Genomic DNA, 6937 nt, shown 5'->3' on the forward strand with positions numbered 1-6937 from the left:
GTAAGCGAGAAGTCCTAGCTGTTTGTTTCTCTGCCAAAGTTAGAACGCCCGTTGTAAGCTGCTCTATAAATAAGTAACTGATTTAAATTTAGCATTAATCAAATTAGTAGCGTCTGTTGCTACAAGCGAGTGACGCGTTGCACTGTTGTAACCAGTCAAATGGATTGACAATAAGTGAGAACAGCCGAGATTAGTCGAAACTAGGCGGGAGGCCTTGGTGTACAAGAGTTGTACGAGTGGTGAGTTAAGTCGGAAGTGATTCACTAGGATTGATAAAAACAAAGCTGGCGCCAAAATGGTTCGCCAGCTTTGAAAAATAATCACAGTTCATCAAGATTGATAAACTCGGAACTGTTAAAGATTTAATCGAGGTTTTTACCCATCCAAACGACTTTGCCAATAATTTGCAGCATTGGCAGTTCCCCCGCAGAGACAATCTGAGATTTATACTCCTTGTTGTCACTGAGTATCTCTATGCCGCCATCAAATAGTTTCTGTAAGCGCTTGGCGTAAAGATCGTCGCCCAAGCGTAATACGAAGATACAGCCGTCTTCTAGCGTAGTCTTGCTGATATCGACCAGTAAGCTATCTCCGCTGTGTATGGCGGGCTCCATCGAATTGCCTTTGGCATAGACGACTTTAAGATTCTCGGGCTTTAAACTACGGTATTTAAGCCAGTTCTTTCTAAACGGCAGCCGTCTGCGTACACCTGTTTCATCATTAAACGCGCCATGCCCAGTGCTTACCACCACGTCATAGCCTTCAATCAAGAAATACTCTTCATTGAACTGGTCTTGGTGGACGTAAACAATACCTTCCTGGGAAATGTCATCGCGTTGGCGATTCGGGTATTTAGGGCCATTGCCAGTTGCAAGCCAACGAATGCTCACGCCAGCCTCTTCTGCTATACGTATTGCGGTATCTAACTTAGGTTCTCCACCTTTGATTAGATTACGTAGGGTACCTTCAGATACGCCAATTTTAATGGCGAACTCTCTAATACTGTTTTTCCCAATTGCTTCCGAAATACGGTCAGCAAGAGTGCCGACTTCAGTTGTGGAAGTCGGATCTAAAGTTGGATCTGAATGTAAGGCTTCCGACTTCATTATTTTCCTCGAACCAAAATCTATTTAACGCTCAAGAGAGCAATAGTTATTACTTAAAAACTACCGAATAAGTAATGGTTTACTGAATATTCAACCGAAACTACATCAATCTTTTGCGCACTAAAATAACTTTAGTGCGTAATTTTCTGCGCAAAAAAGCAGAAAGCTGTTGATTTGTGCCTAACTCGGATCTATATTCGTAATACGTTACGCACTGCGTAACGTATTGTAGTTAAACTGCGTTCGTTCGCAATGCGAACGTAATCAAAATATTAGCACGGTAATTCTTATGAAGATAGAAAGCGCTCGTCATATACATGCAGCCTTGCTCGCAAATGGACAAAGCTGCCGTGCGTGGGCGATTACGCATGGATATAACCCAAGGACGGTTCAGAAGTGCGTTCAATGGTTTGCACCCAATACAGGCCGTAAACCTAAACGCTTAAAAGCCATCAAGATCATGGCTGCTTTATCTGAATATCTTGGTGTTGATTTAGTGGGAGAGCACCATGACTAAGGAATGGTTTAGCACTGTAGAAATTGCAGAGCTATTGGATGTCGGGGATAGACGCGTCCGTGATAGAGCAAAACAGGAGAACTGGCAAAAGCAGAGGCGACAAGGGCTAGGTGGGGGATTCGAATATCACCTAAATAGTCTGCCCCTTGAGGCTCGTCAGAAGCTGGCAAAACAGGAAGCGGAGCAGATAGCAACATCTCCAACGTCCCTTATGCGTGCAGGATCTGCTGTTGCCAAACTGCAAATGCCTGCAGTGAGTCAAACAGAAAAAGCCAAGAGCATTCAGCAGTTTATAAACCTACCTGATAAAGCGCAAAAGCGGGCTGATGCAAAGATGCTTATCGTCAATGCCAAGGCAAAATTCTGCATGCCTTACCTTGAGGTGCGTAAGCTCGTTGATGGTGAAAAAGCATTCTGCGAAGCGTATGTCAAACGTTCGATTGCACTACCTGAGTGGGTATTCTCTGTTATTAGCAGCGTTTCAGTTGTCACGATCCGCCGTTGGGAAAACGTATTAACAAAAGAGGGCGTTAGCGCACTCGCAGGTAAATACAAAGTCGAGCGTCCATGTTTATTGAATGACGAGCCCGACTTAGCTGACTTCCTAAAGGGGCTGATCACCGCTAAACCGCATCTGGCGGGCAAGGCAAAGCAGCTTAAAAAGCTAGCTGAGATCTATGCGATTAAAACCGACATGCCTTGGCAGATCCCAAGCATCTCCAGCATTCGCCGCTGGGTGAATAAATGGATAAGCCAGAATCAAGCGGCTTTTACATTCACTACAAACCCTAAAAAATTCAACGATAAATACCGGACTGCAGTTGAGCAAACCTATCCATGGATGGCAGCGCCAAACGATGTATGGGAATTTGACTCAACCCCAGTCGATGCCATGTTGAAAGAAGGCAGACACACCATTATTGCGGTGATCGACTGCTTCACACGTCGCGTCAAACTGCTTGTTTCGCCCACTTCATCAAGCGAAGGCATTTGCCTGTTAATGCGCAAAACCTTGCTGGCTTGGGGAGTTCCAAACCAAGGCGGCTTAATGCGTACCGATAACGGCAGCGATTATGTTAGCCAGCGAACCACGAGCATCTATCACTTACTCGACTTAGAACAAAGCCGAGCTAACCCATACTCAGGTTGGGAAAAGCCCTTTATCGAACGTTTCTTTAAGACGCTCAGCCATGATCTTATTGAGTTACTGCCTGGCTACATAGGCCATAACGTCAATGATCGCGAGGCTATCGAGGCTCGCAAAGAATTTGCGGTACGCCTTAAAGAGCGCAACAAGAAAGAAAACGAGAAAGCGGATTATGATCTCCGTATGACTCAGCCGGAATTGCAGCAACTTCTTGATAATTGGGTTGATGCCTATTATCACCTCCGCGCACACGATGGCTTAAAGGGTAAAACACCCAATGAAGTTTACCGCGCAGCTCAATATCAAGTGCGGGCAGTCGAACACCCAGAAGCCTTAGATCTCCTGCTTAATCACGTTGGCGAGTACACCATCCTTAAGGGCTTTATTAAAGCGGGAGGATTGCGTTATACGGCACCGGAAATGTTGGAGCATGAATGGAAAGGGCAAAGAGTCCGAGTATTCCTCGATCCAACAGACGTCGCTCGAGCGTTTATTTACCCGATCAATAATTGGGAAACACGAATTGAAGCGGTTGATAGCCGTCTTTTAGGTCAAGAGATCAGCCCTGCGGCTTATCGTCAAACCAAAAAAGAAGAAGCTAAGGCACTGCGTAGTTTCAGGGCCGAAATGAAGCAACTCGCTAAAACGTTCAACATAGGCGAGATCCATCAAACCGTCATTGAACACTATGCCAAGCAGGCTAAGTCACTAGTTGAGTTTCCAACCCAGCCAATAGCCCACCAAAACCCCAGCTTAATGGCATTAACTGAGGCTGCAGAGCAGCTCGTTAAAACCAATAAGCCTGCTTATAGCGACCAACAAATTGAGCATTTACGCCAGAAGCGTAAAGCGATTGAAGAACGTAAAAACACCATTAATCAACAGCATGCAACCTTAGTGCGAAATGAGCACGAAAAGGCACGTTTGCTTGCCGCTGAATCTCTCAACCGTGAATTAACGCTAAAGGAGGATGCATTCCTAAAGGATTACAAAAAGCACAACAAGTTAGGGGCAAAACGCATTGATGAAATCATGGGCCATAAGCGCAGAGCGACCAACTGAGCACTTATGACCCACAACGGCCATGAAGGCCATAAAACTAAAGCAAATGGAGTATACAAAATGAAAGCAGTGATCGCACCTGTAAAAAATGTCCTGACAGCCCAAGACGCCTTCGACAACCTTTGTACCCGAGGCATAGGTGTACCAGGTCTCGGTTTGTACCACGGCCCAAGTGGCTTTGGTAAAACAACTGCAACCACTTATCTGTTTAACCAAGTGAACGGTATCTATGTTCGAGCCATGGCCACAGACAGTGCCAGTACACTAATGAACCGCATTGTCGGCGAACTCGGATCGAGTGGCATGTGGCGCATCAATAAGATGGTCGATTTCACTATCGAGCAAATGAGCATGTACGAACGCCCACTGTTCATCGATGAAGCCGACTACCTCATGTCGGATGTTCGTATGCTTGAAACCGTGCGCGATCTCTACGACAACACCGAAGTCCCTGTGATCCTCATTGGTATGGACCAAATCGCCCGCCGTATCAGTACACGCAAACAGTTCTTTAACCGTATTTCAGAGTGGGTTGAGTTTCGGCCAGCCGACTTAGATGACGTCATGGTGATGGCCGATTCCCTCTTAGACAACGACATCAAAGTCGAACCAGAACTCCTTGATGAACTGCGTAAAGCCAGCAGTGGTGAGGCTCGTCGCATTGTCATTGGCCTTAATCAAATCGAACGTCTCGCCAAAATGAACGAACTTGATTACGTCACAGCAGAACACTGGGGGGCACAGCCATTCCATGGTGTTCGACGTCCAAGCCTTGTGGGTTAAGCGTTATGGCACAAGTCAAACGCTCAACCCCGTTAAGGCACAGCGCATGGTTGTTTATGTGCTGTTGTCGCAATCGAAAAGTCAGCTTTAGTGCTGAACAAGTTGCCGATGCATCGGGAATGCCCAAGTGCCTCGCGAATCGCTTTTTACGTGATTTGTATCGAGAAGGGCGCTTAACACTCGAATGGAAAGGGCGTACAGGGCTGACCAACCGCTACTGGTTAAACGATGACAGCACGTTAAAGCGCCAGTCTCAGTTCGCCAAGATTAAAGCGAATCAGCGGATCTGGAACAGCTGCCGCATCATGCGCAATTTCTCGATTGAAGAAATCATGGTCACAGCTAGGGTGGCGCGCTCAACGGTAAAGCGTTACCTCAATGCCCTGCAACGGGCAGGCTTGATCCGCATCAGAGCTATCGAAGAGGAAATGGTCATTTATCACCTCAACGTTGACTGTGGCACTTTAGCACCAGAGCTAATCGATGACGGTATTTATGCACCAACCAAATCGAAGTTTTATCCCTATAGGGAGGCGCTATGAACAAGGACAATTGGTTCCAAGTGCTTGAGTTAAAAGTCAGTGAGAGCAGCCAAGCGCAGATTGCCAGAGAGCTAGGTGTCAGTCCGACCATGCTTAATCAGGTCCTGCTGAACAAATACAAAGGCAATATCGACACCATTAAAAATCGTGTCGAAGGGCGCTACTTACGTCACCACGTACAGTGCCCCGTTGCAGGACAAATCAGCGTTGATACCTGCAAAGACAATCAAGAACGGCCTTTTAGCTCTACCAACCCACAACGCGTCCGACTCTATCGCGCCTGTCGCGGTGGCTGCCCACATTCGCAGTTAAAGCAGTCGGCAGTAACACAGAGGATCGATGTGCAATCCGCGACAGACAGTCGTTACAACGTAGAGGAACAGCTCGCGTTCTGTCGCCGACTCGCCCAGGGCGATCAACTACAGCATATCGAACTACTCGAAAGGGAGTTGCAAAAGGTGGCTAACCGCCTAAATAGCGCCCTTTGGGATAACAAATGGAAAGGTAAATAACATGCAAACAAAAGCTATCAATGTGATTGCCGCCTTAAGGCTTCGTGGGATGAAGGTCGTTAGCCAGCATCGCGGTGTTATCCAAATTGACGTTCCAAGCCGTGATTTTAAACGCATGGCAGTTGAGATTATCGAGAACATAAAAGGCATTCGTCGCCGTTGTATGGCGGTGCAATTTCATGGCGTGACAGTGCGCTGGAATGAGGACAAATAAGATGAACACACAAGAACAAACCCACAACCAAGCTGCTATTCCGCAGGGCTACCGCAAAAACGCGGTAGGCGATTTGGTACATGAAGACCGTATTAAGGCAGTGGACAAACTGCGCGATGAAGTGGTGCTAGCTATTGTCGGTTCTGCCAAGGAACTGCGTGAACAGATGCTTAATTTCAAACTGATGACGATGGCGCAAATTGATGGCTTTGCCGAACTATCAGCCAGTGAATATGGCGTTAAGGTCGGTGGCAGTAAGGGCAATATTTTGCTTACTAGCTTTGATGGCAAGTACCAAGTGCGTCGTGCTGTAGGTGAACACCGCGTGTTTGATGAGCGCATTCAAACCGCTAAAACCTTGATTGATGATTGCATTAAAAGCTGGAGCGGTGGCGCGGATACCCGCCTGATGGCGATGGTTGAACATGCGTTTCGGGTAAACCAGCAAGGCCGAATCGACGTTAACCAAGTGCTCAGTCTGCGCCAGCTGGATATCGACGATGCCAACTGGAAACGGGCCATGGACGCCATAGCCGACGCGATTCAAATCACAGGCACTAGCCAGTACCTGCGCCTATATGAGCGTCAGCCTAATGGCAAATACACCCAACTACCACTGGATATCAGCACCCTTTAGGGTGGGCAAGGAGCACATCATGACACTCAGTACACAATCCGGAATTCAACACCTATTCGATGACAACCAAGCCGCGCTTGATCGGGTGGCGTTTCAATTACGCCAAGCGACCTTACTTGAAGCCAGCTTTGACAATCTGCGCAGCGAACTCAGTGGCCTTGCGGCGGAAAGGCCGCATTACTGCTTGATGATGTGCGCCGCTCTGCTCAATGCGCTTAAAGAGTTAAGCAAAGAGTTTGCGGGCGAACGCCGCGCTGTGATCGCCTTTTTTATGGAGAAGTCACTGAATAATTTGGATCTGCTGGAGCCAAAGCCAGCAATGCTTTAACCCTGCGAAACCCGCTCCATAGCATGGAGCGAGGTCTGTCTAATGTAGTGATTAGGCACTGATGAGCAGCTAACCAAAGAGCAAAGATG

At 47.3% G+C, this 6937-nt stretch carries 9 protein-coding genes and 1 other RNA gene; 9 read left to right on the forward strand and 1 reads right to left on the reverse strand.

The genetic code is table 11. The annotated features are described in order from the left end of the window. Positions 1–362: 362 nt before the first annotated feature. Entirely contained in the window at positions 363–1106 is a 744-nt protein-coding gene (locus FW758_RS23810; RefSeq protein ID WP_012197056.1) for a LexA family transcriptional regulator, read from the reverse strand. 289 nt (positions 1107–1395) lie between these two features. On the opposite strand from FW758_RS23810, the gene FW758_RS23815 reads away from it, so the two are divergent. The 9 genes from FW758_RS23815 (at position 1396) to FW758_RS23855 (ending at position 6923) form a co-directional block, all read left to right on the forward strand. Next, positions 1396–1623, forward strand: a complete 228-nt coding sequence (locus FW758_RS23815) for a hypothetical protein (protein ID WP_041411143.1) — start codon at positions 1396–1398, stop codon at positions 1621–1623. After that, a complete protein-coding gene (locus FW758_RS23820) occupies positions 1616–3832 on the forward strand; it encodes a DNA-binding protein (protein ID WP_446446738.1) in 2217 nt (738 codons plus the stop codon). The genes FW758_RS23815 and FW758_RS23820 overlap by 8 nt, the downstream gene beginning before the upstream one ends. Positions 3833–3892: 60 nt before the next feature. Then, entirely contained in the window at positions 3893–4615 is a 723-nt protein-coding gene (locus tag FW758_RS23825; protein ID WP_012089134.1) for an AAA family ATPase, read from the forward strand. Between the two features lie 5 nt (positions 4616–4620). Next, the gene (locus FW758_RS23830; protein WP_446446739.1) at positions 4621–5157 is read left to right on the forward strand and encodes a hypothetical protein; all 537 of its coding nucleotides are present in this window, start codon (positions 4621–4623) and stop codon (positions 5155–5157) included. Next, the gene (locus FW758_RS23835; RefSeq protein WP_131524989.1) at positions 5154–5669 is read left to right on the forward strand and encodes a hypothetical protein; all 516 of its coding nucleotides are present in this window, start codon (positions 5154–5156) and stop codon (positions 5667–5669) included. Before FW758_RS23830 ends, FW758_RS23835 begins: the two co-directional genes overlap by 4 nt. Before the next feature lies 1 nt (position 5670). Further along, on the forward strand, positions 5671–5883 hold the full coding sequence (locus FW758_RS23840; protein WP_063884365.1) for a hypothetical protein: 213 nt from the start codon (positions 5671–5673) through the stop codon (positions 5881–5883). A 1-nt stretch (position 5884) separates the two neighbouring features. Then, the gene (locus tag FW758_RS23845) at positions 5885–6520 is read left to right on the forward strand and encodes a DUF3164 family protein (RefSeq protein WP_263206600.1); all 636 of its coding nucleotides are present in this window, start codon (positions 5885–5887) and stop codon (positions 6518–6520) included. A 19-nt stretch (positions 6521–6539) separates the two neighbouring features. Continuing rightward, positions 6540–6848 carry a hypothetical protein gene (locus FW758_RS23850; protein ID WP_446446740.1) on the forward strand — a complete coding sequence of 103 codons (309 nt, stop codon included), beginning with the start codon at positions 6540–6542 and terminating at the stop codon, positions 6846–6848. 2 nt (positions 6849–6850) lie between these two features. Continuing rightward, positions 6851–6923: hammerhead ribozyme type II (locus FW758_RS23855), an RNA gene on the forward strand. Positions 6924–6937: the final 14 nt, after the last annotated feature.

The organism is Shewanella sp. 1180_01, from assembly GCF_052850535.1.

Bases quoted from the DNA above. Each gene is read 5' to 3' on its own strand.
- FW758_RS23810 (WP_012197056.1), bottom strand. From the start codon at position 1,106: ATGAAGTCGGAAGCCTTACATTCAGATCCAACTTTAGATCCGACTTCC.
- FW758_RS23815 (WP_041411143.1), top strand. From the start codon at position 1,396: ATGAAGATAGAAAGCGCTCGTCATATACATGCAGCCTTGCTCGCAAAT.
- FW758_RS23820 (WP_446446738.1), top strand. From the start codon at position 1,616: ATGACTAAGGAATGGTTTAGCACTGTAGAAATTGCAGAGCTATTGGAT.
- FW758_RS23825 (WP_012089134.1), top strand. From the start codon at position 3,893: ATGAAAGCAGTGATCGCACCTGTAAAAAATGTCCTGACAGCCCAAGAC.
- FW758_RS23830 (WP_446446739.1), top strand. From the start codon at position 4,621: ATGGCACAAGTCAAACGCTCAACCCCGTTAAGGCACAGCGCATGGTTG.
- FW758_RS23835 (WP_131524989.1), top strand. From the start codon at position 5,154: ATGAACAAGGACAATTGGTTCCAAGTGCTTGAGTTAAAAGTCAGTGAG.
- FW758_RS23840 (WP_063884365.1), top strand. From the start codon at position 5,671: ATGCAAACAAAAGCTATCAATGTGATTGCCGCCTTAAGGCTTCGTGGG.
- FW758_RS23845 (WP_263206600.1), top strand. From the start codon at position 5,885: ATGAACACACAAGAACAAACCCACAACCAAGCTGCTATTCCGCAGGGC.
- FW758_RS23850 (WP_446446740.1), top strand. From the start codon at position 6,540: ATGACACTCAGTACACAATCCGGAATTCAACACCTATTCGATGACAAC.